The sequence below is a fragment of the Lichenibacterium ramalinae genome, assembly GCF_004137085.1.
Taxonomy (GTDB): domain Bacteria; phylum Pseudomonadota; class Alphaproteobacteria; order Rhizobiales; family Beijerinckiaceae; genus Lichenihabitans; species Lichenihabitans ramalinae.
Genome location: NZ_QYBC01000019.1, coordinates 39,281 through 63,491 on the forward strand (window position 1 = coordinate 39,281; position 24,211 = coordinate 63,491).

The window sequence follows — 24,211 nt, forward strand, 5'->3', positions numbered from 1 at the left end:
CGGCACCTCAAGTCGCGAAGCGCGCCCGGAACGCGGCCGGGCTGGTGCCGAGACGGGTGCGGAAATGGTGGCGCATGGCGGCGGCCGTGCCGAAGCCGGCCGCCTCCGCCACGTCGGCGAGCGCCGCCGCAGGGTCGCCCTCAAGCAGTTCGCGCGCCACGCGCAGGCGTTCCGCCATGAGCCACTCGCCCGGCGGCAGGCCCGTGGCGGCGGCGAAACGGCGCTGGAAGGTGCGCAGGCTCATGCCGGCGCGGCGGGCCAGCGCGTCGAGCCGATGGTCGGCACCCGGCGCCGCCCGCATCGCGTCGATGAGCGGGCCGAGCCGCGCGGCCTCGCGGTCGCGGGGAACCGGCGCGGCGATGAACTGCGCCTGGCCGCCGTCGCGATGCGGCGGCACCACGAGCCGCCGCGCCACGGCATTGGCGGCCCCGGGCCCGAAGTCGCGCCGGACGATGTGCAGGCAGAGGTCGATCCCGGCGGCGCTGCCGGCGGCCGTCAACACGTCCCCTTCGTCGACGTAGAGCACCCGGGGGTCCAGCGCGATCGTCGGGTGGCGGCGCGACACCGCCTCGACGTAACGCCAATGCGTGGTGGCGCGGCGGCCGTCGAGCAGGCCCGCGGCGGCCAGCACGACGATCCCCGAACAGAGCGAGGCCACACGGGCGCCGCGGCGGTGCGCGGCCTGCAACGCCGCCGTCAGCGCGTCCGGCACCGGCGCGTCGATGCCGCGCCAGCCCGGCACGACGACGAGATCGGCCTCGGCCAGCACGTCGAGGCCCCGCTCGACCGTGACGGCGAGGCCGCCGGCGGCGCGGAGCGGCCCCGGGGCATCGGCACAGACGGCGTAGCGGTACCAGCCGACGCCCATCTCGGGGCGCGGCAGGCCGAAGACCTCGGCGGCGACGCCGAACTCGAACGTGCAGAGCCCGTCGTAGGCCAGCACGGCGACGCGGGGGCCGGAGAGGCGGTCCGGAAAGGCCAGCGAGATTGGCATGATGTCGATGCTCGTCGACGTCGTGCCTGATGTCCAGGGGCGCTCCGGTGCGGGACGATGCGGACGCCGTTCGAGGAGTCCTCCATGACCAATCCCGTGACCGAGATCCCGCCCGCCGCCGCCGAGGCCGTCGTGGCGCGCTATGCCGAGCGCCTCGCCTTCGAGACCGATTGCGCCGACGTGGCCGTTGCGCTCCGCGGCGGCTCGCCCGGCTTCGTCCTCGTCGACGTCCGCGGCCCCGGCCCCTATGCGGCGGGCCACGTGCCCGGCGCCCTCAACATCCCGCGCGGCAAGTTGACGCCGCGGCGCCTGGAGGACTGGCCCGCCGACACGCTCTTCGTCGTTTATTGCGCGGGGCCGCATTGCAACGGGGCCGACCGGGCCGCGCTGCACCTGGCGTCGCTGGGACGGCCCGTGAAGGTGATGATCGGCGGCATGACGGGCTGGGCCGACGAGGGCCTGGCTTCGGAGCGGAGCGGCCCGTCATCCGCCTGACAAGGGCGGCATGCCCCATGCATCGCGTGAGCCCGGCACCAGCCCCGCATGGCAGGTGTCGGGGCGAGCCGGCGCGTCCGGGCCAAACGGGGGTGGACGAGCGGATGGCCGAGTTCGACATGATCGTGATCGGCTCCGGCCCATCGGGCCGCCGGGCCGCCGTGCAGGCCGCCAAGCTCGGCCGCCGCGTGCTGGTGGTCGAGCGCGGGCGCCGCGTCGGGGGCGTCTCGGTCCACACCGGCACGATCCCGTCGAAGACGCTGCGCGAAACCGTGCTGAACCTGTCGGGCTGGCGCGAGCGCGGCTTCTACGGCCGCTCCTACCGGGTGAAGCAGGACATCGGCGCCGAGGACCTGCTGGCGCGCCTGCACAAGACGCTCGACCACGAGGTCGAGGTGCTCGAACACCAGTTCAGCCGCAACGCCGTCCGCACCCTGCGGGGCGAAGCCCGCTTCGTGGGGCCGCACGGCATCGAGGTCCGGGCCGAGAACGGCGACGTCCACACCCACACGGCGGAATTCGTGCTGATCGCCTGCGGCACCCGGCCCTTCCGGCCCGACTACGTGCCGTTCAACGGCGCGACGGTGTTCGATTCGGACGAGATCATCGAGATGCCGCGCCTGCCGCGCTCGATGATCGTCATCGGCGCCGGGGTGATCGGCGTCGAATATGCGACCATCTTCTCGGCGCTCGACGTCGCCATGACGCTGATCGAGCCCCGCGCGAGCTTCCTCGACTTCATCGACAAGGAAGTCATGGAGGAATTCACCCACGACCTGCGCGACCGCAACGTGGCGCTGCGCCTGGGCTCGCCCGTCACCGCCATCGAGGCGCCGGAGGGCGGCCGCGTCACCTGCCGCATGGACGACGGCCGCAGCGTTTCGGCCGACATGCTGCTCTTCGCGGCCGGGCGCATCGGCAACACCGACACGCTGAACCTCGAAGCCGCCGGCCTCACGACGGACGCGCGCGGCCGCATCGCGGTCGAGCCCAAGACCCTGCAGACCGCCGTGCCGCACATCTATGCGGCGGGCGACGTCATCGGCTTCCCGAGCCTCGCCTCGACCTCGATGGAGCAGGGCCGCGTCGCCGCCTGTCACGCCTTCGGCCTGCAGCCCCCACCCCCGCCCGAGTTCTTCCCCTACGGCATCTACTCGGTGCCGGAGATCTCCACGGTGGGGATGAACGAGGAGGAGGTGCGCAAGCGCAAGATCCCCTACGAATGCGGCGTGGCGCGCTTCCGCGAAACCTCGCGCGGCCACATCATGGGCCTCGACGGCGGCATGATGAAGCTGATCTTTTCGCTGAAGACGCGCCGCTTGCTCGGCTGCCACATCGTCGGCGAGGGCGCGACCGAGCTGATCCACATCGGCCAGGCGGTGCTGAACCTGAAGGGCACGATCGACTTCTTCATCGAGAACACCTTCAACTATCCGACGCTGGCCGAGGCCTACAAGATCGCCGGGCTCGACGCTTGGAACCGCATGGCGCGGGTGTGAGCGCAGCATGGACGAAAGGTCGCGTCCTCACCTAACGTAAGGTCAAGGCAGCACGGCCAGCTTGGCCAGTGATCGTGTTCGCCGAGACGCCGACCATGCCGCCTTTGAAGAACCTGTGGACCCGCGACATCCACGACGGGCGCAGCCTGGCGCTCTACGTGGCCCGCACGACCGCGCTCAGCGCCGGCTCGGCGCTGGCCCTCGACGTCGTCAACCAGCTCGTCTTCTTCGCGGGCTGGGAAAGCGCGCTGAGATCCTGGCTGGTGACTCTGCTGGTGGCGAGCGGCATCGCCGCCGTGGCCTCCCGCGCGATCGGCCAGGCACAGCTCGCCCTTTGGCGCGCGAAGGCCGAGGTGGAGCGCCTGAGCCGGACGGATCCGCTGACCGGGCTGCTCAACCGGCGGGCCCTCCTCGCCGACCTCGACGGGTCGGTCGACACCATGACGCTGGTCATCACGGACCTCGACCATTTCAAGCGGGTCAACGACACCCACGGCCACCTCGTCGGCGACGAGGTCATCCGCACCGTGTCGAGCCTCATGAGCGATCATCTCGCGGACCTCGGGCGTGTCGGGCGGCTCGGGGGAGAGGAGTTTGCCTTCCTGTCGTCGGACGTGCCCCTGCCGCACCTGATGCAGCGGCTGCAGGCGCTGCGCCGGGACATCGAAGCCACGCCGCTCGCGGGCGGGCGCGTCAGCGTGACGATCTCGGCCGGAGTCGCGACCCGGGCTCGCGGCCGGAGCTTCGAGACCCTCTACGCCGCCGCAGACCGCGCCCTCTATGCCGCGAAGACGTCCGGCCGCAACTGCATCGTGGTCGACGAGGACGGCGAGGACAGAATCGTCGACGACGGCCGGGCCGAACCTCACTCCACGTCGCCGTCCACCACCCGCTTGGCCAGCCCGACCGGGAACCCCGCCCGCACCAGCGCCCGGATGTCCTTGTCGCGGTAGGGCTCGCGTTCGCCCGGGCGGTAGGGCCCGAGGCGCTTGCGCTGTGCCAGCCGCGCCGCCTGCGCGGCCTCGTCGAGGTCGACGGCTTCGGCGACCTCCTCCTGGGCGATGTCGATGTCCTGGCGGGCGAGGTCGGCCTTGACGCGCCACGCCGGCCAGCCCTTGCGCGCCAGGGCGGCGGCGCGGCCGCGACCATAGGCGGCGTCGTCGACGAGGCCGGCGCGCGTCAGGCGCGCCACCACGCCCTCGACCAAAGCCCGCATCTCATCGGGCTCGGGCACGGGCGCGTCGCGAAGCTCGCAGCGGCGGCGGACCTTGCGCTCCAGCACGTCGCGCAGGCGGGCGGTCGAGGCCGAATAGCGGGCGAGATAGTGGCTCGCCATGCGCATCAGCGCCTCGGGCGACACGGCCGGCTTGGCCGCCGCGCGGGGACGCGCCTCGGGCGCGTCCGGGACGTCGTCCCAGAGCTCAGCCAGGGCTTTTGGCGTCGTTGAGGAGCCGCGACACGGTGCGCTCCAGCGGGCCGTGCCAGTCCGGCAGGGCGAGGCCGTAGACCCGCTCGAGCTTGGCGCAGTCGAGCCGCGAATTCGCCGGGCGCGCCGCCTGGGTGGGGAACTCCGCCGTGGTGATGCGGTGCACGGTGGCGGACGGGCCGCCCTTGGCGCGCGAGGCGGCGAACACCGCCTCGGCGACATCGGCCCACACCGCCTCGCCCCGCGCCGCCATGTGGAACACGCCCGTGAGCGACGCATCGTCGGGCGCCTCGGCCAGGCGGGCTGCGACGCCGAGCAGCGTCGTGGCGATGTCGAGCGCCGAGGTCGGGCAGCCGCGCTGGTCCGCCACCACGTTCACCTCCGACTTGCTGCCGGCGATGCGCAGCATGGTGCGGACGAAATTGGCGCCGTAGGGCGCGTAGACCCAGGCGGTGCGCAGGATCGCGTGCCGCGGGTTGGCGGCCGCGACGGCGCGCTCGCCGGCGAGCTTGGACCGCCCGTAGGCGCCGAGCGGCCCGACGGCGTCCTCCTCGACATAGGGGCTCGGCTTCGTTCCGTCGAAGACGTAGTCGGTCGAGACCTGCAGCACCGGCAAGCCGAGGTCCGCTGCCGCGACCGCGACGGCACCGGCGCCGGCGCCGTTCACCGCCTCGGCGAGGTCCGGCTCGGATTCGGCCTTGTCGACCGCCGTGTAGGCGGCGGCGTTGATGACGGCCCCGACCCGGGCGTCGCGCAGGGCGGGCGCGATGGTGGAAGGGTCGGCGAGATCGAGGGCGGGGCGGCCCAGCAGCACGACCTCGTGGCCGTGGCGGCCCGCGATCTCGTCGAGCGCGCGGGCCACCTGGCCGTTCTGTCCCGTGACGGCGATGCGCATGGGCTCAGCCCGCCGTCTTGGCGCTGGCGGACCCGGGCGCGTCGAGGCCCAGGCGTTCGCCCGAGTAGACGCCCTCGCGCAGCGGCTTCCACCACCACTCGTTGTCGAGGTACCACGCCACCGTGCGGCGGATGCCGGAGGCGAAATCCTCGCGGGCGCGCCAGCCGAGTTCCGTCTCGAGCTTGGTGGCGTCGATGGCGTAGCGCTGGTCGTGGCCGGGCCGGTCGGTCACGAAGGTGATGAGCTCGCGCCGGGGCTTGGGGCCGGGGCGCAACTCGTCGAGCACGTCGCAGATGGTCTCGACGACGTCGAGGTTGGTCCGCTCGTTGCGGCCGCCGACATTGTACTTCTCGCCGAGCCGTCCCGTGATCAGGATGGTCCAGAGCGCGCGGGCGTGGTCCTCGACGAAGAGCCAGTCGCGGATGTTGTCGCCCTTGCCGTAGACCGGCAGGGGCACCCCGGCCAGCGCGTTGAGCGTGACGAGCGGGATCAGCTTCTCGGGGAAGTGGAACGGCCCGTAGTTGTTGGAGCAGTTCGAGATGACGACCGGCAGGCCATAGGTCCGCATCCAGGCCTGGGCCAGGTGGTCGGAGGCGGCCTTGGAGGCCGAATAGGGGGAGGACGGGTCGTAGGGCGTCGTCTCCTCGAAAAGGCCTTCGGCGCCGAGCGAGCCGTAGACCTCGTCGGTCGAGACATGCAGGAAGCGGAATCCCGCCTTGGCGTCTGCCTCGAGGCCGCTCCAATAGGCGCGCGCCGCTTCGAGCAGCGTGAAGGTGCCGACGATGTTGGTCTGCACGAAGTCGCCGGCGCCCGTGATGGACCGGTCCACGTGGCTTTCGGCGGCGAGGTGCATCACGCCATCGGGCCGGAACTCGGCGAAGAGGCGGTCCATGGCGGCGCGGTCGGCGATATCGGCCTGGGCGAAGCGATAGGTCGGCAGGTTGGAGACCGGGCGCAGGCTTTCGAGGTTGCCCGCATAGGTCAGCTTGTCGACGTTGAGCACGTCGACGCCGAGTTCGCCCGCGAGGTGGCGAACGACGGCCGAGCCGATGAAGCCGGCGCCGCCGGTGACGAGGACGCGCTTCACTGGCCGGCCTCGTAGGTGAAGATGGCCGGAAGCTCGGCGAGCCGGGGCTGGCGCCGGTCCTTGTCGGACAGCAGCGCGGCGCCGGGGGCGACCGGCCAGGGGATGTCGAGGGCGGGGTCGTCCCAGGCGAGGCCGCCGTCGTCGGCCGCGCTGTAGAAGTCCGTCACCTTGTAGGCGATGATGCTGTCGGGCTCGATCGTGCAATAGCCATGGGCGAAGCCGGGCGGGACCCAGAGCTGGTCGCCGGTCTCGGCGGTGAGCGTCGCCGACACGTGGCGGCCGAAGGTGGGCGAGCCCGTCCTGATGTCGACGGCGACGTCGAAGATGGCGCCCCTCAACGCCCTGACCAGCTTGCCCTGCGCGCTCGGCCGGCGCTGGTAATGCAGCCCCCGCACGGTTCCGACCTGGGCCGACAGGGCCTCGTTGTCCTGCACGAAGACGGCGTCGCCGACCTCGCGGGCGAAGGTCCGGGCGTTGAAGCTTTCGACGAAATAGCCGCGCGCGTCGCCGTGGCGCGTCGGCCTCAGCAGCACGACATCGGGAATGTCCAGCTTCGTCACCTGCATCGTCGCCCCCGGAATCGCGAGGCGAGAGCCTCGCCGTCCCCGGCGCTTTACACCAAGTCCTCCCGGCCCGCACCTGCCCTCGCGAGGCGCCGCGACCCGGGGACCACCGGGCCCGGACGGCGGCGTGCCGTCATCACGGCGTCACGCTGAGGGATAGAACTCCGACGCGAGGCGAAGGCGGCGGGAGCGGGGCACGGGGGACATGTTGGACGTCAATACGGCATCGACGACGGCGCTCATCGCCGCCATGATCGAGGCCATGCCGGAGCCGGTGCTGGCCGTGGCGGGCGACGGCCGCGTGATGGCGGCCAACCGGCACGCCAAGGGCGTGCTGCCGGCCCTCAGGATCGGCGGCAACCTCGCCCTGGCGCTGCGCGACCCCGACATCCTGGACGCGGTGGACCGTGTCTACGTGTCGGGCCACACCGAGCAGGTGTCCTGGCGCGACCGCGTGCCCGTCGAACGGGTGTTCGACGTCACGGTGGCGCCGCTCGACCGGCCGGGCGAGGACCGCGCCCTGGTCCTGACGCTGCGCGACCTTACGGAAGCCTTGCGGGTCGAGCGCATGCGGGCCGACTTCGTCGCCAACGCCAGCCACGAATTGCGCACGCCCCTGGCCTCGCTCCTCGGCTTCGTCGAGACCCTGCAGGGCCCGGCGCGGGACGACGCCCGCGCGCGGGAGCGGTTCCTGTCCATCATGGCCGACCAGGCGCGCCGCATGGCCCGCCTCATCGACGACCTCCTGTCGCTGTCGCGCATCGAGCAGAACCTCCACCTGCGGCCCGACAAGCCCATCGACCTCGCCCTGACGGTGCGGCACGTGGCCGAAACGCTGGCCCCCCTCGCCTCCGAGAGCGGCGTCACCCTGGCGGTGGACGCGCCGGTGCCGGTCATCGTGGCGGGCGAGCGGGACGAGATCCTCCGGGTGGTCGAGAACCTCGTCGAGAACGCCATCAAATACGGTGCGGCCCCGGGACGGGTCGAGATCGGCGTCGGCGCCCAGCGGCGGATCGGCGTGCTGAAGGTGCGGGACTTCGGCGCCGGCATCGCGCCGGAGCACCTGCCGCGGTTGACGGAACGGTTCTATCGCATCGACGCCGGCCAGAGCCGTGCCAAGGGCGGGACGGGCCTCGGCCTCGCCATCGTCAAGCACATCGTGGCCCGCCACCGCGGCCGACTCACCATCGACAGCGACCTCGGCCACGGCACGCTGATCACGGTGACGATCCCGCTCAAGACATGAATGTTGTTTTTCGTCAGTGACTTGCATTGTCATATTTCGGAAACGCCAGCGTCGTAAAAGCTAGTCGCGTTTCCGATACGACTCCGGCCGTCATCGCCCGGGGGCACGGCGCTCGCGCGACGGGACAGACCTGTTCGACGATTGAACGAAGGCGAACCATGACCATGAAACTCATCGTGCGTGCGGCCCTGCTGGCCACCGCCCTTTCGGCGGGGACGCTGTCGGCGCAGGCCGCCGACATCTCGGGCGCCGGCTCGACCTTCATCTACCCGGTTTTCGCCAAATGGGCCGACACCTACAAGAAGGACACCGGCACCGGCATCAACTACCAGTCGATCGGTTCGGGCGGCGGCATCAAGCAGATCAAGGCCGGCACCGTGACGTTCGGCGCCACCGACGCGCCGCTGAAGGAAGCCGACCTCAAGGACGGCGGCCTCGTCCAGTGGCCGATGATCATGGGCGGCATCGTACCGGTCGTGAACCTCGACGGCATGAAGGCCGGCGAGCTGACGCTGGACGGCCCCACCCTGGCGGCGATGTTCATGGGCACGGTGAAGACCTGGAACGACCCGGCGATCGCCAAGCTGAACCCCGGCGTCAAGCTGCCCGAGACCGCCATCGTGGTGGTGCACCGCTCCGACGGGTCGGGCACGACCTTCAACTTCACCAACTACCTCAGCAAGGTGTCGCCCGACTGGAAGTCCAAAGTCGGCGAGAACACCGCGGTCGAGTGGCCGGTCGGCCTCGGCGCCAAGGGCAACGAGGGCGTCGCCAACAACGTCGCCAACACCAAGGGCGCGGTCGGCTACGTCGAATACGCCTATGCCAAGCAGAACAACCTCGTCTCCACCAAGATGATGAACCACGACGGCAAGGCCGTGGCGCCCGCCATGGACACGTTCTCGTCGGCCGCCGCCAACGCCGATTGGGAGCACGCCCCCGGCTTCTACCAGATCCTGACGGACCAGCCCGGCGCGCAGTCGTGGCCGATCACGGCCTCGACCTTCGTGGTGATGCACAAGGAGCCCAAGGATTCCGCCGCTTCCGCCGAAGCGCTGAAGTTCTTCAATTGGGCCTTCAAGAACGGCACCAAGGAAGCCGAAGCGCTCGACTACATCCCGATGCCCGCCAAGGTGGTGACGTTGATCGACAAGGAGATCAACACCGGCATCATGGCCGGCGGCAAGCCCGTCTACGACATGAAGTGAGGCCCCTGCCCTTCTCCCGCCGCCCGGCGGGAGAAGGCGTCGGCGCCCGGCGACGACGGGCGCGGGGATGTGCCACGCAGGCGCGTCCCCGCGTCCGACCAGGCTTCGCCTGACCACCTCCTCCCGCCCCGCGGGCGGAGGCCGCCCATCTCCAGGAGCCCCTATGACCGACGTCGCGATGCGGGATCAGCCGGCACGCCGAACCATGGATGCCGGCCGCGCGGCCGTCCTGTCGCGGTTCCGGACCTTCGACGCGGTCTTCGGCGGACTGACGCTCGCCGCCGCCGTCTTCGTGCTGGTGCTGCTCGGCAGCGTCATCGTCTCGCTGATCATCGGTTCCATGCCGGCCTTCAGGGCCTTCGGCCTGGGCTTCCTCACCTCCCAGGTGTGGAACCCGAACGACGACGTCTACGGCGCCCTCGGCGCCATCTACGGCACCATCGTCACCTCCGTCATCGCCATGGCGATCGCCATCCCGGTCGGCCTCGGCATCGCGGTGTTTCTCAGCGAGCTCTGCCCCTTCGCGCTGCGCAAGCCGATCGGCATGGCCATCGAGCTGCTGGCCGGCATCCCCAGCATCATCTACGGCATCTGGGGCCTGTTCATCTTCGCGCCCTTCGTGCAGTCCTACGTCGAGCCGCCGCTCATCGCCGTCCTGGGCCCCATCCCGGGCATCGGCGCCCTGTTCCAGGGCCCCCCCTACGGCATCGGCGTGCTGACCGCCGGCATCATCCTGGGCATCATGGTGCTGCCCTTCATCTCCTCCGTGTCGCGCGACGTCTTCGCCACCGTGCCACCGGTGCTGAAGGAGGCCGGCTACGGCCTCGGCTGCACCACCTGGGAAGTGGTCAAGAACATCGTCATCCCGTTCTCCCGCACCGGCGTCATCGGCGGCGTCATGCTGGCGCTCGGCCGCGCGCTCGGCGAAACCATGGCGGTGACCTTCGTGATCGGCAACGCCCACAGGATCTCGGCCTCGGTCCTGTCGCCCGGCACCACCATCTCGGCCGCCATCGCCAACGAGTTCACCGAAGCGGTGGGCGACCTCTACACCTCGTCGCTGATCGCCCTCGGCCTGATCCTCTTCGTCATCACCTTCATCGTGCTGGCGATCGCCCGCTACATGCTGCTGCGCATCCAGCGCCGCGCCGGAGTCTGAAACCGCCATGGCGACCTTCTCCAAGGCGCGGCGCGCCAACAACGCCGTCTTCCTCGGGCTCTCGGTCGGCGCCGCGGGGCTCGGCCTGCTGGCCCTGGTGTTCATCCTGGTGGCGCTGCTGTGGAACGGCCTCGCGGGGCTCAGGCCCTCGGTCTTCACCGAGATGACGCCCCCTCCGGGCGCGGCGGGCGGCCTGCTCAACGCCATCTACGGCTCGGTCGTGATGACGCTGCTGGGGCTCGCCATCGGGGCGCCGATCGGCCTGCTGGCCGGCACCTACATGGCCGAGCACGGCCGCTACTCGAAGCTGACCGTGGTGGTGCGCTTCCTCAACGACATCCTGCTGTCGGCGCCGTCCATCATCATCGGGCTCTTCGTCTACGAGGTGGTGGTGACGCGCATCGGCCACTTCTCGGGCATCGCCGGCGCGCTGGCCCTGGCCATCCTGGTCATCCCGGTCGTGGCCCGCACCACGGAGGACATGCTGCTGCTGGTGCCGAACCAGCTGCGCGAGGCCGCCAGCGCCATGGGCCTGCCGCGCTCCCACGTCGTGCTGAAGGTCGCCTACAGCGCAGCCCGCCCCGGCATCATCACGGGGCTGCTGCTCGCCTTCGCCCGCATCTCGGGCGAAACCGCGCCGCTGCTGTTCACGGCGCTGAACAACCAGTTCTGGAACGCCGACATCACCGGCCCCACGGCGAGCTTGCCGACCGTCATCTTCCAGTTCGCCCTCAGCCCCTACAAGGACTGGCAGCAGCTGGCCTGGACGGGCGCCCTCATCATCACCGCCACCGTGCTGATCCTCAGCATCGCGGCCCGCTCGCTCGGCTCCACGAGGACCGCCAAATGACCACCGTCGCAGACGCCCTCACCGGCGCAGACGCCTCCACCGCGGCCGAGCCGGCGCCCGAGCGCGCCGGACGCCCCGCCCTGAACAAGGTCTCGGTGCGCGACCTCAAGTTCTTCTACGGCGACACGCTGGCCATCAAGGGCGTGTCGCTCAACCTCGAGGCCAACCGCGTCACCGCCTTCATCGGCCCTTCGGGCTGCGGCAAGTCCACGCTGCTGCGCGTGCTGAACCGCATGTACGACCTTTACCCGCGACAGCGGGCGGAGGGCGAGGTCCTGCTCGACGGCCAGAACATCCTCGACCCCGCCATGGACCTCAATCTGCTGCGCGCCCGCATCGGCATGGTGTTCCAGAAGCCGACGCCCTTCCCGATGTCCATCTACGAGAACATCGCCTTCGGCATCCGCCTCTACGAGAAGCTGCCGAAATCGGAGCTCGACGGCCGCGTCGAGAAGGCCCTGCAGGGTGCCGCCCTGTGGAACGAGGTGAAGGACAAGCTGTCGGCGAGCGGCCTCAGCCTGTCGGGCGGCCAGCAGCAGCGCCTGTGCATCGCCCGCACGGTGGCGCTGAAGCCGGACGTGATCCTGCTCGACGAGCCCTGCTCGGCGCTCGACCCGATCTCGACGGCCCGCGTCGAGGAACTCATCGACGAGCTCAAGGGTCAATACACGATCGCCATCGTGACCCACAACATGCAGCAGGCGGCCCGCTGCTCCGACTACACGGCCTTCATGTACCTCGGCGAGCTGATCGAGTTCGGCGATACGCAGCGCATGTTCACCTCGCCCACGCAGAAGCAGACGCAGCAATACATCACCGGCCGGTTCGGCTGATCGAGCTTCGGGAAAGGATCGCGCCATGGCCGACCATATCGTCACCGCCTACGACACCGAACTCCAGACGCTCGGCCGCAAGATCGCCGAGATGGGCGGCATCGCCGAGAAGATGCTGTCCGACGCCATGGATGCGCTCGTGGCGCTCGACGTCGACCTCGCCCAGGCGGTCGTCGCCAGCGACCCGCGCCTGGACGTGCTCCAGCGCGACATCGAGTCCGCCTCCATCATGACGATCGCGCGCCGCCAGCCCATGGCGGTCGACCTGCGCGAGATCGTGGCGGCCATCCGGGTCTCGGGCGACCTCGAGCGCGTCGGCGACCTCGCCAAGAACATCGCCAAGCGGGCCGTCAAGATCGCGACCGAGCCGCGGGTGCCCCGCGCCGTGATCGGCCTGAAGCACATGAACGAGCTGGCCGCCAACCAGCTGAAGGACGTGCTCGACGCCTATGCGGAGCGCGACGTCGAGCGGGCGCAGGCGGTTTGGACGCGCGACAGCGAACTCGACGCGCTGGAAGATTCCATCTTCCGCGACCTCCTCACCTTCATGATGGAGGACCCGCGCAACATCTCCTTCTGCACCCACCTGCTCTTCTGCTCGAAGAACATCGAGCGCGTCGGCGACCACGCCACCAACATCGCCGAGACCGTCTTCTACCTCGCCACCGGCGACACCCTGCCGCTCGATCGGCCCAAGCTGCGCTCCGGCGGCAGCCTGGTGCCGACGCCCGAGGCGCAGGACGAGCCCTGATCGCCGGCCCGGGAGCCCCATCCGTGAACGTTGTCCGCAGCGCCCCAAAGTCCGCGAACGGCGGCACCGCGCCCTCTATCCTGGTGGTGGAGGACGAGCAGGCCCTCGGCCTGCTGCTCTCCTACAACCTCGAAGCCGAGGGGTTCACCGTCGAGCGGGTGGAGCGCGGCGACGAGGCCGAGGTCCGGCTGGCGGAGATCCCCCCCGACCTCGTCATCCTCGACTGGATGCTGCCGGGCGTCTCGGGCCTCGAGATCTGCCGCCGGCTCCGCGCCCGCGAATCGACCCGCACCCTGCCGGTCATCATGCTGACGGCGCGGGGCGAGGAGGCGGAGCGCGTCCGCGGCCTCTCGGTCGGGGCGGACGACTACGTGGTCAAGCCCTTCTCGGTGCCGGAACTGATGGCCCGGGTGCGCTCGCTCCTGCGCCGCTCGCGGCCCGAGCGCGTCGCGAACCGCCTCTCGGCCGGCGACCTCGACCTCGACCGCGAAACGCGCCGGGTGCGCCGCGGCACCCGGGACATCCACCTCGGGCCGACGGAGTTCCGGCTCCTCGACTACCTGATGGAACGGCCCGGCCGGGTCTTCTCGCGCTCGCAACTGCTCGACGGCGTCTGGGGCCAATCGGTCGAGATCGACGAGCGCACCGTCGACGTCCACGTCGGCCGGCTGCGCAAGTCCCTGTCGCGCGGCCGCGAGCGCGACCCGATCCGCACCGTGCGGGGCGCCGGCTACAGCTTCGACGAGACCTTCGGCCGGACCTGAGCGGCGGGACCCGCCGTCACCGCGGCGGGAGCCGCCGTCACCGCGGCGGCGGTCAGTTGCGCCCGCCGCGGGGCCGGGCCGACAGCGCCACGGTCCAGAGCGCGCGGGTCGCGTGGTCGACGGCGAGGCGCGGCTCGCGACGCACGAGGGCGATGCCCTCGCCGAGGCGCACGATGGTGCGGGCCAGCGCGTCGACGCCGAGCGTGGCGAGCTGCCGGTCGATCGCCACCTTGCGCCGGGGCGGCAGGCCGAAGCGGAAGGGCGAATCGCCGCCCGGGCCCGCCAGCTTGGCGCGGTGCAGCGCCACGGCGTGGCGCAGGGCGGCGCCGAGCAGCAGGCCGGCCTCGACGGGGCCGAGGTGCAGCTTGTTCAGGGCGGCGTCGAGCCCCGCCATGTCGCCGCCGAAAGCCGCGTCGAGCGCGTCGTCGTTGGCCTGCACCGAGGCATCGGCCACGGCGGCGATGACGTGGTCCGCCGTGATGGCCTTGGCGCCGTGGGCGTAGAGCAGCAGCTTGGCGATCTCGGACCGGCTGGCGAGGCGGTCCGAGCCGAGCAGCGACACCAGCAGGTCGCGCGCGTCCCCGTCGATCCCCAATCCCGCGCCCGCCGCCTCCGCCTCGACGAGGCGGGCGAGGTCCTGATCGCTGTCGGGGTAGCATTCGATGGCGGCCGCCGTGCGGCTACGCTCGACGGCCTTGCGCAGCGCGGAGTCCTTCTTCAGCGTGCCGGCCGACACCACGATCGGGCAGGCCCCGTCGAGGGTCAGGGCGAGTTCGACCGCCGGCTCGACCTTCTTGGCCGCGGTCCCGTCCACCAGGACGGCACGACGTCCCCCGAACAGCGGCACCGTCTGGGCCTCGTCGGCGAGGCGCGCGGCGTCGCCTCCGAGGTCCTCGCCGGACAGGCGGACGAGCTGGAACGGATCATGGGGATCGTCGACGAGACCCTTGACGATGCGCCGGACGCGCTCGCTGACCAGGCCGACGTCGGGGCCGTGCACGAGGAAGACCGTGTAGCTGCCGACGTCGCGCGCCAGGAACCGTTCCGCCTCGTGATTCTTGATCGCCACCATGGGTGCTTCATATGCGGATCGCGGGCCGGGTGGAACGCCGGATCGGCGGTCGCCGCCCCGCCGGCCGGTTTCATCGGAGCGGGCGCGGCGTCACGCCGCCACCGGGCCGGCCTCCGTCCCGGCCTCCGAGCCGCTGTCGGCGGCGGCGCGGTCGAGCCCCAGGCGCCGCCGCTCGAGGTCCTCGACGGCGAGCCGGGCGAGGTCGACCAGCAGGGCGCGCTGATGCGCGTCGAGCGCCGCGCGGGCCTCCGTGTCGACGACGCAGAGCGCGCCGAGCCTGCGCCCTTCGAGCGGGCTGACGAGTGGCGCCCCGGCGTAGAAGCCCACGCCGTCGCGCGTCAGCGCATTCTCGGTGAAGCGAAGGTCTGCCCGCGTGTCGGGCACCACCAGGGGATCGTCGCCCTGGATCGTATGGGCGCAGTAGGTGTCGTCGCGCGGGAACCTGCGCATCTCGACGCCGTGGCAGCCGGCCAGCGTCACCTCCTCCCGGCCCACGAGCGAGACGAAGCCGACCGGCGCCCCGAGCAGGCGCGCCGCGATCTCGGCGATGGCGTCGAGCCGGGGGGAGCGCGCGGTGGCGCCCCCGGCGTCGTAATGCGCCAGGACGGCGAGGCGCCGCTCCTCGTCGGGAGGCAGCGGGAGAACGGGCAGGACGGCGCCGTGAGCGACGACGCGGTCGCGCCCGGTGCGCTTGGCCTCGTAGAGCCGGGCATCGGCCAACGATACCAGGGCGGCGGCATCCGCCGGCGCGCCGTCGCCGGCGTCCAGCGTCGCGCATCCGAGGCTCACCGTGACGACGCCGCCGCAGGCGGCATTGCCGGGGTGCGGGCGCTTCAAGGCCGCGACGGCGGCGCGGCACCGCTCGGCGACCCGGAGCGACCCGGCCGCGTCGGTACCGGGCAGCAGCACCGCCACCTCCTCGCCGCCGTAGCGGGCCACGAGGTCGCTCGGGCGCCGCACGACGGTGAGCAGGGCATCGGCGACGGCGCGCAGGCAGGCATCGCCTTCGGGATGTCCGAACGCGTCGTTGTAGAGCTTGAAGCGGTCGACATCGAGCATCAGCAGGGACAGCGGCGTGCCGTCGCGGGCGGCCCGGCCCGCCTCTTCCGCCAGGGCGGCATCGAAGCGGCGTCGGTTGGCGAGCCCCGTCAGGGCGTCGCTGCTGGCGACGGCGGCGAGTTCGGCGTTGAGCGCGGCCAGGCGTTCCTCGGCGGCCTTGCGCTGCGTGACGTCGCGCAGCAGGACGATGAAGCCGCCGTCGCCCGGCACCGAATTGTAGCGGCCCTCCATCCAGAGGTAATGGCCGTCCCGGTGCCGCAGGCGGTAGGTGGCCTCGGCGCTGCCCCCCGTCTCCTGGGCGGCCGCGATCACGTTCAGCACCGACGACCAGTCGTCGGGATGGATGATGCCGCGCGGCGTCGAGCCGACGAGGTCCTCGGGCGCGTAGCCCAGCACGGCGCGGACCGCCGGCGACACGTATGACCGGCGCAGCGCGCGGTCGAGCCGCATGATGATGTCGAGGGCGTGGTCGGCGAGGAGCCGATATTGGTCCTCGCTGGCCGACGAGTCCCGCTCGGCCGCGGCCGTGCGGCGGATCTGCCGCGACAGGGCGAACCCCAGCATCGCGGCGGCCGCGCAGAGCGTCGTCAGCGCCACCGCCAGCGCCATGGCCTTGGCGCGCCAGGGCGCGAAGACGTCGTCCTCCGCCAAAGCGACGCTGAGCACCAGCGGCAGGTCGCCGACCGTCCCGAAGTCGTAGATCCGCCGCACGCCGTCGTTGGCGGCCGTGCCGGTGAACAATGCGGATCCGCCGGCGATGTAGGCCCGGAAGTTGGGGCTCGCCGCGAAGCTCCGCCCGAAGCAGGAGGTCGCGGACGGCATGCGCATCAGGCAGATCCCGTCCCGCCGCACGAGCGTGATGGCGCCGTGTGGCCCGATGTCGGCCTTCGAGAACAGGTCGCGGAAATAGGACAGCCGGATGGTGCCGGCCACGATCCCGGCGAAGGACCCGTCGGGGGTGTGGAGCCGGCGGCTGAGCCCGACCACCTCCTCGCCCTCGGACCCGCGCCGAAACGGCGCGCCGACGAAGAGGCCGCGGTCCGCGGCGTCGCGCTGGGCCACGAAGAAGTCGCGCCCGGCGACGTCGGTCCCGACGGCGGCGGGGAGCGAACTGCGCAAGACCTTGCCGGTGGCGTCGACCACCAGCAGCGCCCCGAGGTCGCGGCCCAGGGCCGACCTGTCGTAGAGCACCATGTCCTGCAGGCGCGGGCTGAGCCGTGGCAGTTCCGGTTCGGCGACCCCGTCCGCCACCGCCTGCATGGAAAGGTCGTAGGTTTCGAGGCTCCGGGCGATGTCCTGCGACAGGGCCTTCCGCAGGTTGCCCTCGCCCGTGATGGCGCGGTCCCACGTGTCCTGCCGGATGTCGTTGAGCATGGCGACGGACGCGGCGCAGAACCCCGCCACCACGAGCCCGATGGTCGGGATGACCAGCCGGCTCGGGTCTCGATGGCCCTTGCGGGCACGCGGTTCGGCGGCTGCGGACATGGCATCTCTCAAGTCTTGATCGAACCTGGGAGCGCCGTCCCTTACACGGCGTTAATGGCGCCGAGGGGTATACCGCAACGGAAACCGCCATTCTTCCATCGTGAATGCTTCGGCGGGCGAACCGATCCTCGCTTTGCGACGCCTGGGCGCATCTGCCCGCCGAGAGGCACCGTCGAATGTTTGCGCCGAATGCGCGCCCCCTCACCCGCCGGCATGCAGGGCGAGGAAAAGCCCCGCCCCGGCCAGCAGGAGCAGCAGCGGGTTGACCCGCGTCGCCATCAGCAGCGCCGTCGAGGCGAGGGCGATGGCCTGGGCCGGCCAGCCCCCGTCGAGCGACCCGAGCAGCACGTAGACCGAGGCCAGGATCATGCCGGCCGCCACGGGCCGCAGCCCGCCCTCGAGCGCGCGTTGCCAGAGCGCGCCCTCGTGGCGCGACCACAGGACCGCGACGCCGTAGACCAGCACGACCGTCGGGCCGAAGATGCCGAGCGTGGCGGCGAGGGCGCCCCAGGCGCCCGCAACCTGCCAGCCGATCAGCGTGGCCAGCAGCGACCCCGGCCCCGGGGCCATGCGGGAGATCGCGAAGGCGTTGAGGAACTGCGGCGCCGTCATCCAGTGATGCTGGTCCACCACCTGCCGCTGGATGGCGGCGATGACGGTCTGGCCGCCCCCCACCGTGACCAGCGAGAGCGGGGCGAAGACGCCGAGGAGGCCGAGGACGGGGCGTGCCACCGCGGTCAGGCCCGCCGCAGCCGGACGTATTCCAGCGCGATGCTGCCCAGCCCCGCCACCGCCACGACCGCCACCAGGGGCAGGTGCAGCGGGCCGATCGCCACGAAGGTCGCCGCCATGATGGCGAGCGGCCGCCAGCGCCGCTTGACCCGCAGCGCCGTGGTGATCCCCATGGACAGGCTGAGCCCGATGGCGGCGGCCGCGGCGCCGTCGAGCGTCCAATGAGTGGCCGGGAAGCGCTGCAGCGCCGTGAACACGGCACTGAGCCCGACGATGAAGATGGCGGGCGGCACCACGATGCCGGCCAGCCCCGCCGCGGCGCCCCGGAAGCCGAGCAGCCGATGGCCGATCCAGATCGCCATGTTGGTGACGTTGACGCCGGGCAGGGCCTGGGCGAGCGACAGCCCGTTCAAGAACTCCTCCTCGGTGATCCAGGCGCGGTCGCGGACGAATTCCCGCAGCAGCCAGCCGCTGAGCCCGCCCCCGAAGCTGGTCAGGCCGATGCGGGCGAAGATGCCGAAGAGCTGCAGGGCCGTCGGCCGCGCGTCCACGGGGGAGGATGGGGCAGGCATGGCGACGCTCCGGCCACGGGTCGGCCCTGACCTACAGCCTCGCCGCCCTTTCACCAACCCGCGCCCCCCGGCCCGCCCCCACGACGCCGCCCCCACGGCACGCGACGCCACGCCCGTCCTGACAAAGGCGTCGGGCCGCGCTATGGCTCACGCCATCCGATCACCTTTCGAGGACACCGCCGATGACCTTCGCCACCTACCCGTCGCTCGCGGGTGCGACCGTCCTGGTCACGGGCGGTGCCTCCGGCATCGGCGCCTATCTGGTGCGGGCCTTCGCCGAACAGGGGTCGCGCGTCGGCTTCGTCGACATCGACGCCGAGGGCGGGCGGGCCCTCGCCGCGGAGGTCGGCGGCAGCGTGCGGTTCGCGCCCTGCGACCTGCGCGACATCGCGGCGCTGAAAGGCGCGGTGGCGGCGCTCAAGGCCGACCTCGGCCCGGCATCGGTCCTGGTCAACAACGCGGCGCGCGACGACCGGCACGGCTGGGAAGACGTCACGCCCGAATATTACGACGAGCGCATCGCCACCAACCTGCGCCACATGTTCTTCGCCACCCAGGCGGTGGCGCCCGACATGGTGGCGGCGGGCCGCGGCTCCATCGTCAACATGGGCTCGAACTCGTGGTGGGAGGCCGGCGGCGGCATGCCGGTCTACACGACCGCCAAGGCGGCCGTGCACGGCATGACGCGCAGCTTCGCCCGCGACCTCGGCCCGCACCGCATCCGCGTCAACACGGTCGTGCCGGGCTGGGTGATGACGGACCGGCAGAAGCAGCTCTGGGTGACGCCCGAGAAGCTGGAAGCCCAGCTGCGGCGCCAGTGCCTGCCCGACCCGATCGACCCCGTCTACCTCGCCCGCATGGTCCTGTTCCTGGCGTCGGACGACAGCGCCATGTGCACGGCCAACAACTTCATGGTCGAGGCCGGCTCGATCTGACCGTGACGGAGCCGGCGGTCGCCACGGCGGAGCACCACCTCGCCCACATCAACGTCGCCCGCTTCCGGCGGCCCAAGGCCGACCCCGCCAATGCCGAGTTCCTCGCCGCGCTCGACGCCGTCAATGCGGCGGCGGACGGCGGGGACGGGCTGTTGTGGCGCTTCACGCCGGCGGAGGGCGACGCGGAGGACCGCCGGCTCGCCGCCGACCCGCACGGCCTGCTGAACCTGTCGGTGTGGACCGACCCGGAGGCCCTCAAGGCCTTCACCTACCGGGATCCCCTCCACCGCGCCATGATGCGCCGCCGGCGGGACTGGTTCGACCGGCTCGACGTCACGCTGGCGCTGTGGTGGGTGCCGGCCGGCACCCGCCCGACGCTGCGCGAGGGCCTGGAGCGCCTCGCCCGGCTGGCCCGTCTCGGGCCGACGGCGGAAGCCTTCACCTTCGTCCGGCCCTTCGACGCGGGCGGGTCGGCCCTCGCGGCGCCGCGCCCCGACGCGGCCTGACCGAGAGCCGTACCGGCTTTCCCTAGCGTCGCCTCGGCGACCCTGGGGCCGACGACACGGCTCTCGGCGCGAGATCTTGAGCAGATCCACCGAAAGTGAAAGCGCTCTGGAATTCTTCGAAGTCCAGTTTTGCGCATTTAGAACCGATCCAGCTGCCAGCCCGGCTATGGGACCGCCTCGACTTGCCTGTCCACGGCATGTCGCCTGCCGTCCTCAGGGGACTTCGGCGCCGATGAGGCTCCGGGGCGGCGAGTTCAGCGCGGATCTGCGGCCCGATCACGATGTCGACCTTTCCCATCATCCCCAGTCGGCCCGTCGCGGCCCCGGGACGCAGCCTGTTCGGTCGCGGCGGGAGCGCCCTCGCCCGCGTGGCGCTGGCGGGCCCCGGCGCGGCCCTCACCACCCTCGGGGTGGTGGCGGCGCTGGCGGCGGTGCTGCCTCCGGGCCCCGGAGGCGTCGACGCCATCGCGGTGCCGCTGGTCGCCCTGCCGCTCGTCTGGGCGGCGGCCTTCTTCCACGCCTGCCTCGACCGGTCGCCGCGCCGCGCCGCCTGGGTGGCGCTGGCGCTCTGGACCCTGTGCGGCGTGGCCGTGGCTCTCGACCGCGTTCCGCCGCCCGCCACGGTGGTGCGATGATCGCCCTGCCGCAGCGGGAGGCTCGCCTCCTCGTCGCCCTCCACGGCTGGTCCGCCGTGGCGCTCGGGCTGCTGCTCTACACCGTGCTGGCGACCGGCACCGTGGCGGTGATGGCCGACGAGATCGGCCATTGGTCGACCGGCGCCCTCGACGCCCGTGCCCCGCTGACCCGGCCCGTCGACGCCATCCTGCGCCGGGCCGTGGCCGACGCCCCGCCGGCCCTGCGCGAGGTCGTGGACCTCGCCGCCTCCGGGCGCGACGGCCTGCGGGTGTCGCTGCGCGATGCCCCGGGGCCGGAGCAGCGCGGCATCGACGTCGAGACCGGTCCGGACGGCCGCGTGCTGCACCGCCGCGAGGGCCTCGCCGCCGACATCGCGGGTCGCGACCCCGACGGCGCCCTGGCGGCGTTCCTGGTCGGCATCCACGTCCGCCTCTACATCCCTGGCCTGTTCGGTTACGTCGTGACGGGCGTGGCCGGGCTGGCGCTGCTGTTGGCCGCCCTGTCGGGCCTCGCCATCCACCGACACCTGCTGCGGGACCTCTTCACCCTGCGGGTTCTGGCTTCGCCGCCACTCGCGGCGCGGGACCGCCACAACCTCGCCGGCACCTGGGCCCTGCCCTTCGCCCTGGTCCTGGCGGTGACGGGCGCCTTCTTCTCCTTCGCCGCCCCGGTCGGCTTTCCCACCCTGGCCTGGGTGTCGTTCGGCGGCGACCAGCAGGCCCTGTTCACGGCCCTGCTGGGACCGCCGCCCGCCGCCGACCCGAGCCCGGCGGCCATCGCCGACCTCGACGCCGTCGCGGCCGACGCGGGGGCGCGCGCCGGCGCTGCGCCGGCCTTCATCCGCGTCGCGCATCCGGGCCGGGCCGACGCCCGCGTCACCGTCTATGCCGAGACCCGCCCCGGCGATATCGCCGCCGCCACCCTCGTCTACGACGGGGTGACGGGCGCCTTCCTGGAGCGGCGGCCGGCGGTGGGGCGGGCGCCTTCGCTCGGCGGCACGCTCTACGGCCTGATGGCGCCGTTGCACTTCGGCCATTTCGCCGGGCTCGCCTCCAAGCTCGCCTGGACGGCGATGGGCTTCTGCTGCTGCAGCGTCACGGTCGGCGGTCTGCGCCTGTGGCTGGTGCGCCGGGCCACGGCGCGGCCCGGCTGGGCGGCGCTCGACCGCGCCACCAGCGTCGTCGCCCTCGGGCTCCCCCTGGCCATGGCGGGGTCCGGGGTGGGGTACTTCCTCGGGCTCGCCGACGGCGCCACGGTCGAGTCCACCGCCGTCGGCTTCCTGGTGGCGGGGGCGCTCGCCCTCGTGGCGGGCGTGGCCCTGCGCCGGCCGGCGCTCGACGGCGTCCTCAGGGTCGCGACGGGGCTGGCCCTCGCCGCCCTGCCCCCGCTGCGCCTCGCCGCGGGCGGCCCCGATTGGGCGACGGCGCTCGCGGCCGGGTGCCCGGCCATCGCGTTCGGCGATGCCGCCCTGCTGGGCCTCGCCATCGCCCTGCTCCATCGGCCCGGCCGCGCGCTGCTGCGGGCCGGGCACGACGCCGCCCTCGCCGGACCCCCACGGCCGTGACGGTGGCCCTGCTGCTCCTGTCGCTGCCTTCCGCGGCCGCCCTGGCCCTGATGGGGCTGCTCGACCCCAAGCGGCGGCGTTCGCGCGGCGAGCCGGCGGCGACCGTGGGCCAACGGGCCGCGGTGCTCGGCCTCGCGGCCTGCGGGCTCGCCGCCGCCGTCGCCGGCGGGGCGGCGGCCCTGCTGGTCTGGGCCATGGCGGCCGCTGCCGTCGGCTGGGCCCTGTCGATGGGGCTCGCCAGGACCCCGCCGGCCGGCCTCGCCTCGGCCGACCGCGCGGTCGCGGCGTGGCTGGGCGGCACGGGGTCGACGGGGACCGGCCCGCGGCGGAGCGGCTCGCCGCACGGCCTCGTGGCGCGGCGCTTCGGACCCCTGGCCATCCCGGCGGCGCTCGCCGCCCTGGCGGCGCTGGCGCTGGCCGGGTCGATCCGGCAGGCCCCTCCGGGGTCGGCGGCGACGCCGCGCCTGCTCGCCCTCGGCCTGCTCGACCGGATCGACCGTGGCGCCGCGGACCGCCGCGCCGCGACGCCGTGCCTCGCCGCCGTCGCGGCCGAGACCGCGGGTCCGGGTCTGCGGGACCTGCTGTCGGGGCGCGATCTCGCGTTCGACCTCCCGGCCGGACGCGGCCTCGACGGGCCCGACATCGCCCTCCAGCGCTGCATCCTGGCGCAGGGGGGCGAGGGCGCCGAGGTCACCCGCGCCGGCGACCGGCTCCGTTTCACCGTCACGGGCGAGACCGCGCGGCGCATCGCCGCCGCCGTCACGGGCCAGCTCGTCGAGGCCGATGCCCTGGCGGCGCTGTCCGAGGACCTCGGACCGGCGGCGGGGCTGCTGTGCCGCCGCCTTCCCGAGGCCGTCGGGACCGAAATCGAGGACGTCGTGGCGGCGCTGCGACGCGACGCCCTCTACGCCAAGGCCGACGACCTTCTGCGCCGCCTGCCCGCGCTGGACCGCCTCGTCTCGGCACGGCGGGCCGGGATCCCCTGCCCGCCCTGACCCCGCGGCGCCCGCCCGGTGGCGCGCGAAAGCCTCCCCGAACCGACACGACAAACGGAGATACCCCATGATCCAAGCGCGCTTCGCGGCACGGCCGTCGGCGGCCCTGGTGCTGGCCGTGGCGGTGCTGGCCGGGCCGGTCCCGCCCGCCCTCGCCCAGGCGCCGGACGCGCCCGCCGCCGCATCGCCCGCGACCCTGCCGCACGACCTGTCGCCCTGGTCGATGTTCATCCACGCCGATGCCGTGGTGAAGGCCGTGATGATCGGGCTCATGGCGGCCTCGGTCGCCACCTGGACGATCTGGCTCGTCAAGACGCTGCAGCTCGCCGCGGCGCGCCGCGCGGCGCAGCGCGGCCTGAAGGCGCTCGCCGCCGCCGACGACCTCGCGTCCGTGGCGGAGCGGGACGGGCAGGGGCGAGACCCCGTGGCGCTGCTGGTGGCGACCGCGGCCGCCGAGGTGGCGCGCTCGGCGGCGCTGCCGGCGGAGGGCATCAAGGACCGGGCCGGGCTGGCGATGGACCGCGTCGAGGCACGCGCAGCCCGGCGCATCACCCAGGGCACGGGCGTGCTCGCCACCGTGGGTTCCACGGCGCCCTTCGTGGGCCTCTTCGGCACCGTCTGGGGCATCATGACGAGCTTCGTCGGCATCAGCCAGGCTCACACGTCGAACCTCGCCGTCGTGGCACCCGGCATCGCGGAAGCGCTGCTGGCCACCGCCATCGGCCTCGTGGCGGCCATCCCGGCCGTCGTCATCTTCAACGGCTTCGCCCGGGCCACCTCGGGCTACAAGGCCCTGCTGGCCGACGCCTCGGCGGAGGTGATGCGCCACCTGTCGCGCGACCTCGACCGGCGCCGCACGACCCACCGCCGGGCGGCGGAGTGATC

General features: G+C 72.6%; 25 protein-coding genes. 16 read left to right on the plus strand and 9 right to left on the minus strand.

The window, feature by feature from the left end:
• Positions 1–7: 7 nt before the first annotated feature.
• Positions 8–994 (minus strand): transcriptional regulator FtrA, encoded by a 987-nt coding sequence (ftrA, locus tag D3272_RS20395; protein WP_129221058.1) that lies wholly within the window; start codon positions 992–994, stop codon positions 8–10.
• A gap of 84 nt (positions 995–1,078) precedes the next feature.
• Here ftrA and D3272_RS20400 point away from each other — a divergent pair, with 84 nt between their 5' ends.
• From D3272_RS20400 to D3272_RS20410, 3 genes are all read left to right on the plus strand, one after another.
• On the plus strand, positions 1,079–1,489 hold the full coding sequence (locus D3272_RS20400) for a rhodanese-like domain-containing protein (protein ID WP_129221059.1): 411 nt from the start codon (positions 1,079–1,081) through the stop codon (positions 1,487–1,489).
• 104 nt (positions 1,490–1,593) lie between these two features.
• The gene (gene sthA / locus D3272_RS20405) at positions 1,594–2,988 is read left to right on the plus strand and encodes a Si-specific NAD(P)(+) transhydrogenase (protein WP_129221060.1); all 1,395 of its coding nucleotides are present in this window, start codon (positions 1,594–1,596) and stop codon (positions 2,986–2,988) included.
• Between the two features lie 95 nt (positions 2,989–3,083).
• Complete coding sequence (locus D3272_RS20410; RefSeq protein ID WP_129221061.1) at positions 3,084–3,941, plus strand: GGDEF domain-containing protein; 858 nt, start codon at positions 3,084–3,086, stop codon at positions 3,939–3,941.
• Here the strand turns inward: D3272_RS20410 and D3272_RS20415 are convergent.
• The 4 genes from D3272_RS20415 to rfbC all read right to left on the minus strand — a co-directional run bounded on the left by D3272_RS20415 (position 3,854) and on the right by rfbC (position 6,962).
• Positions 3,854–4,348 (minus strand): regulatory protein RecX, encoded by a 495-nt coding sequence (locus D3272_RS20415; protein ID WP_129221062.1) that lies wholly within the window; start codon positions 4,346–4,348, stop codon positions 3,854–3,856. The two genes, D3272_RS20410 and D3272_RS20415, sit on opposite strands and share 88 nt — an antisense overlap.
• A 61-nt stretch (positions 4,349–4,409) precedes the next feature.
• On the minus strand, positions 4,410–5,309 hold the full coding sequence (gene rfbD, locus D3272_RS20420; RefSeq protein ID WP_129221063.1) for a dTDP-4-dehydrorhamnose reductase: 900 nt from the start codon (positions 5,307–5,309) through the stop codon (positions 4,410–4,412).
• Between the two features lie 4 nt (positions 5,310–5,313).
• The gene (gene rfbB, locus D3272_RS20425) at positions 5,314–6,396 is read right to left on the minus strand and encodes a dTDP-glucose 4,6-dehydratase (protein WP_129221064.1); all 1,083 of its coding nucleotides are present in this window, start codon (positions 6,394–6,396) and stop codon (positions 5,314–5,316) included.
• Positions 6,393–6,962: a dTDP-4-dehydrorhamnose 3,5-epimerase gene (gene rfbC / locus D3272_RS20430; protein WP_129221065.1), complete on the minus strand. Its 570-nt coding sequence runs from the start codon at positions 6,960–6,962 to the stop codon at positions 6,393–6,395. Before rfbC ends, rfbB begins: the two co-directional genes overlap by 4 nt.
• Before the next feature lie 202 nt (positions 6,963–7,164).
• On the opposite strand from rfbC, the gene D3272_RS20435 reads away from it, so the two are divergent.
• From D3272_RS20435 to phoB, 7 genes are all read left to right on the plus strand, one after another.
• A complete protein-coding gene (locus D3272_RS20435) occupies positions 7,165–8,205 on the plus strand; it encodes an ATP-binding protein (RefSeq protein ID WP_129221066.1) in 1,041 nt (346 codons plus the stop codon).
• Between the two features lie 158 nt (positions 8,206–8,363).
• Complete coding sequence (gene pstS / locus D3272_RS20440; RefSeq protein WP_129221067.1) at positions 8,364–9,413, plus strand: phosphate ABC transporter substrate-binding protein PstS; 1,050 nt, start codon at positions 8,364–8,366, stop codon at positions 9,411–9,413.
• A gap of 163 nt (positions 9,414–9,576) precedes the next feature.
• Positions 9,577–10,572 carry a phosphate ABC transporter permease subunit PstC gene (pstC, locus tag D3272_RS20445; RefSeq protein ID WP_129221068.1) on the plus strand — a complete coding sequence of 332 codons (996 nt, stop codon included), beginning with the start codon at positions 9,577–9,579 and terminating at the stop codon, positions 10,570–10,572.
• Positions 10,573–10,579: 7 nt separating this feature from the next.
• Positions 10,580–11,422 carry a phosphate ABC transporter permease PstA gene (pstA, locus tag D3272_RS20450; RefSeq protein WP_129221069.1) on the plus strand — a complete coding sequence of 281 codons (843 nt, stop codon included), beginning with the start codon at positions 10,580–10,582 and terminating at the stop codon, positions 11,420–11,422.
• A complete protein-coding gene (pstB, locus tag D3272_RS20455; RefSeq protein WP_129221070.1) occupies positions 11,419–12,255 on the plus strand; it encodes a phosphate ABC transporter ATP-binding protein PstB in 837 nt (278 codons plus the stop codon). The genes pstA and pstB overlap by 4 nt, the downstream gene beginning before the upstream one ends.
• Positions 12,256–12,280: 25 nt before the next feature.
• Positions 12,281–13,006, plus strand: a complete 726-nt coding sequence (phoU, locus tag D3272_RS20460) for a phosphate signaling complex protein PhoU (protein WP_129221071.1) — start codon at positions 12,281–12,283, stop codon at positions 13,004–13,006.
• Positions 13,007–13,029: 23 nt separating this feature from the next.
• Positions 13,030–13,770: a phosphate regulon transcriptional regulator PhoB gene (gene phoB / locus D3272_RS20465; protein WP_129221072.1), complete on the plus strand. Its 741-nt coding sequence runs from the start codon at positions 13,030–13,032 to the stop codon at positions 13,768–13,770.
• Positions 13,771–13,822: 52 nt separating this feature from the next.
• Here the strand turns inward: phoB and holA are convergent, their stop codons facing one another.
• From holA to D3272_RS20485, 4 genes are all read right to left on the minus strand, one after another.
• The gene (holA, locus tag D3272_RS20470; protein WP_129221073.1) at positions 13,823–14,842 is read right to left on the minus strand and encodes a DNA polymerase III subunit delta; all 1,020 of its coding nucleotides are present in this window, start codon (positions 14,840–14,842) and stop codon (positions 13,823–13,825) included.
• A gap of 90 nt (positions 14,843–14,932) precedes the next feature.
• Positions 14,933–17,386 carry a diguanylate cyclase domain-containing protein gene (locus D3272_RS20475; protein ID WP_129221074.1) on the minus strand — a complete coding sequence of 818 codons (2,454 nt, stop codon included), beginning with the start codon at positions 17,384–17,386 and terminating at the stop codon, positions 14,933–14,935.
• A gap of 201 nt (positions 17,387–17,587) precedes the next feature.
• Positions 17,588–18,118, minus strand: a complete 531-nt coding sequence (locus D3272_RS20480) for a chromate transporter (protein WP_207210266.1) — start codon at positions 18,116–18,118, stop codon at positions 17,588–17,590.
• 5 nt (positions 18,119–18,123) lie between these two features.
• The gene (locus D3272_RS20485; protein ID WP_129221075.1) at positions 18,124–18,690 is read right to left on the minus strand and encodes a chromate transporter; all 567 of its coding nucleotides are present in this window, start codon (positions 18,688–18,690) and stop codon (positions 18,124–18,126) included.
• A gap of 182 nt (positions 18,691–18,872) precedes the next feature.
• On the opposite strand from D3272_RS20485, the gene D3272_RS20490 reads away from it, so the two are divergent.
• The 6 genes from D3272_RS20490 to exbB all read left to right on the plus strand — a co-directional run bounded on the left by D3272_RS20490 (position 18,873) and on the right by exbB (position 24,209).
• A complete protein-coding gene (locus D3272_RS20490; protein WP_129221076.1) occupies positions 18,873–19,625 on the plus strand; it encodes an SDR family NAD(P)-dependent oxidoreductase in 753 nt (250 codons plus the stop codon).
• 2 nt (positions 19,626–19,627) lie between these two features.
• Entirely contained in the window at positions 19,628–20,131 is a 504-nt protein-coding gene (locus D3272_RS20495) for a DUF3291 domain-containing protein (protein ID WP_129221077.1), read from the plus strand.
• A gap of 281 nt (positions 20,132–20,412) precedes the next feature.
• The gene (locus D3272_RS20500) at positions 20,413–20,766 is read left to right on the plus strand and encodes a hypothetical protein (RefSeq protein ID WP_207210267.1); all 354 of its coding nucleotides are present in this window, start codon (positions 20,413–20,415) and stop codon (positions 20,764–20,766) included.
• Complete coding sequence (locus tag D3272_RS20505) at positions 20,763–22,331, plus strand: PepSY-associated TM helix domain-containing protein (protein WP_129221078.1); 1,569 nt, start codon at positions 20,763–20,765, stop codon at positions 22,329–22,331. The genes D3272_RS20500 and D3272_RS20505 overlap by 4 nt, the downstream gene beginning before the upstream one ends.
• A complete protein-coding gene (locus D3272_RS27730; protein ID WP_207210268.1) occupies positions 22,328–23,326 on the plus strand; it encodes a hypothetical protein in 999 nt (332 codons plus the stop codon). Before D3272_RS20505 ends, D3272_RS27730 begins: the two co-directional genes overlap by 4 nt.
• A 67-nt stretch (positions 23,327–23,393) precedes the next feature.
• Complete coding sequence (exbB, locus tag D3272_RS20510) at positions 23,394–24,209, plus strand: tonB-system energizer ExbB (RefSeq protein WP_207210269.1); 816 nt, start codon at positions 23,394–23,396, stop codon at positions 24,207–24,209.
• Positions 24,210–24,211: the final 2 nt, after the last annotated feature.

What these genes read in the sequence shown, in the direction of transcription:
- D3272_RS20410 (WP_129221061.1), top strand. Translation starts at nt 3,084, where the DNA reads ATGCCGCCTTTGAAGAACCTGTGGACCCGCGACATCCACGACGGGCGC.
- rfbD (WP_129221063.1), bottom strand. Translation starts at nt 5,309, where the DNA reads ATGCGCATCGCCGTCACGGGACAGAACGGCCAGGTGGCCCGCGCGCTC.
- D3272_RS20435 (WP_129221066.1), top strand. Translation starts at nt 7,165, where the DNA reads ATGTTGGACGTCAATACGGCATCGACGACGGCGCTCATCGCCGCCATG.
- pstA (WP_129221069.1), top strand. Translation starts at nt 10,580, where the DNA reads ATGGCGACCTTCTCCAAGGCGCGGCGCGCCAACAACGCCGTCTTCCTC.
- pstS (WP_129221067.1), top strand. Translation starts at nt 8,364, where the DNA reads ATGACCATGAAACTCATCGTGCGTGCGGCCCTGCTGGCCACCGCCCTT.
- D3272_RS20505 (WP_129221078.1), top strand. Translation starts at nt 20,763, where the DNA reads ATGATCGCCCTGCCGCAGCGGGAGGCTCGCCTCCTCGTCGCCCTCCAC.
- sthA (WP_129221060.1), top strand. Translation starts at nt 1,594, where the DNA reads ATGGCCGAGTTCGACATGATCGTGATCGGCTCCGGCCCATCGGGCCGC.
- D3272_RS20475 (WP_129221074.1), bottom strand. Translation starts at nt 17,386, where the DNA reads ATGTCCGCAGCCGCCGAACCGCGTGCCCGCAAGGGCCATCGAGACCCG.
- D3272_RS20500 (WP_207210267.1), top strand. Translation starts at nt 20,413, where the DNA reads ATGTCGACCTTTCCCATCATCCCCAGTCGGCCCGTCGCGGCCCCGGGA.
- pstC (WP_129221068.1), top strand. Translation starts at nt 9,577, where the DNA reads ATGACCGACGTCGCGATGCGGGATCAGCCGGCACGCCGAACCATGGAT.
- pstB (WP_129221070.1), top strand. Translation starts at nt 11,419, where the DNA reads ATGACCACCGTCGCAGACGCCCTCACCGGCGCAGACGCCTCCACCGCG.
- holA (WP_129221073.1), bottom strand. Translation starts at nt 14,842, where the DNA reads ATGGTGGCGATCAAGAATCACGAGGCGGAACGGTTCCTGGCGCGCGAC.
- exbB (WP_207210269.1), top strand. Translation starts at nt 23,394, where the DNA reads ATGATCCAAGCGCGCTTCGCGGCACGGCCGTCGGCGGCCCTGGTGCTG.
- D3272_RS20485 (WP_129221075.1), bottom strand. Translation starts at nt 18,690, where the DNA reads ATGCCTGCCCCATCCTCCCCCGTGGACGCGCGGCCGACGGCCCTGCAG.
- D3272_RS20400 (WP_129221059.1), top strand. Translation starts at nt 1,079, where the DNA reads ATGACCAATCCCGTGACCGAGATCCCGCCCGCCGCCGCCGAGGCCGTC.
- D3272_RS20490 (WP_129221076.1), top strand. Translation starts at nt 18,873, where the DNA reads ATGACCTTCGCCACCTACCCGTCGCTCGCGGGTGCGACCGTCCTGGTC.
- phoU (WP_129221071.1), top strand. Translation starts at nt 12,281, where the DNA reads ATGGCCGACCATATCGTCACCGCCTACGACACCGAACTCCAGACGCTC.
- rfbC (WP_129221065.1), bottom strand. Translation starts at nt 6,962, where the DNA reads ATGCAGGTGACGAAGCTGGACATTCCCGATGTCGTGCTGCTGAGGCCG.
- ftrA (WP_129221058.1), bottom strand. Translation starts at nt 994, where the DNA reads ATGCCAATCTCGCTGGCCTTTCCGGACCGCCTCTCCGGCCCCCGCGTC.